General features: G+C 42.5%; 1 protein-coding gene and 1 pseudogene. One reads left to right on the top strand and one right to left on the bottom strand.

All coding sequences use genetic code 11. The annotated features are described in order from the left end of the window. Nucleotides 1–195, bottom strand: a pseudogene (locus R8O10_RS26845) (EamA family transporter); the annotation flags it as partial. Nucleotides 196–286: 91 nt separating this feature from the next. Between R8O10_RS26845 and R8O10_RS26840 the strand changes: the two are divergent. Next, nucleotides 287–557: LysR family transcriptional regulator (locus tag R8O10_RS26840; protein WP_318192177.1), on the top strand; the 271-nt coding region annotated here is incomplete at its 3' end.

The raw sequence follows: 557 nt of genomic DNA, 5'->3' as shown, positions 1-557 counted from the left end.
TTCCATAAAGTTGGTTTGTTTTGCTAACAAACAAACAGGAAGGAGGAACATAACCGCTGATATTTGTCGAAAAAAGACAAACTGAAACATCGGCACTTCATTCGCGACACTTTTGATCAAAGAGTCCGAAAGCACCGCAATAAGATTCCCGACAATTAATAGCAGCATTGCTGCCCCGACAGATGTGACTTTCACATTTTTCTCCTCATTCTTTGCCAAAGATTAGGTGATGTCATAGGATGAAGTGAAGTGATATTTATTAGTTTAAGTATGAGATTTTTAGATAATGAAATTGCCACCATTGCGAGCGGTTCACTGTTTTGAAGTTGTTGCGAGAAATCTGAGTTTCTCTCTTGCTGCCGAGGAGCTTAATGTGACGCAAAGTGCGGTGAGCCATCAGATTCGCTTACTTGAAGATTATTTGGGCGAATCGCTTTTTATTCGCCAAGGTCGCAAGCTTTCACTATCGGATACGGGCGCGCGGTATTTAGAAGACATCAGCCCGGCTATTAGTTCAATTGCGATGGCGAGCCAAAAGGTGCGAGAAGGGGATAAAG

It is taken from the genome of Vibrio sp. 1727 (assembly GCF_033344415.1).
GTDB classification, from domain to species: domain Bacteria; phylum Pseudomonadota; class Gammaproteobacteria; order Enterobacterales; family Vibrionaceae; genus Vibrio; species Vibrio alginolyticus.
Note: the sequence above shows the minus strand (reverse complement) of the source record. Positions and strands in the feature narration are given on the sequence as shown.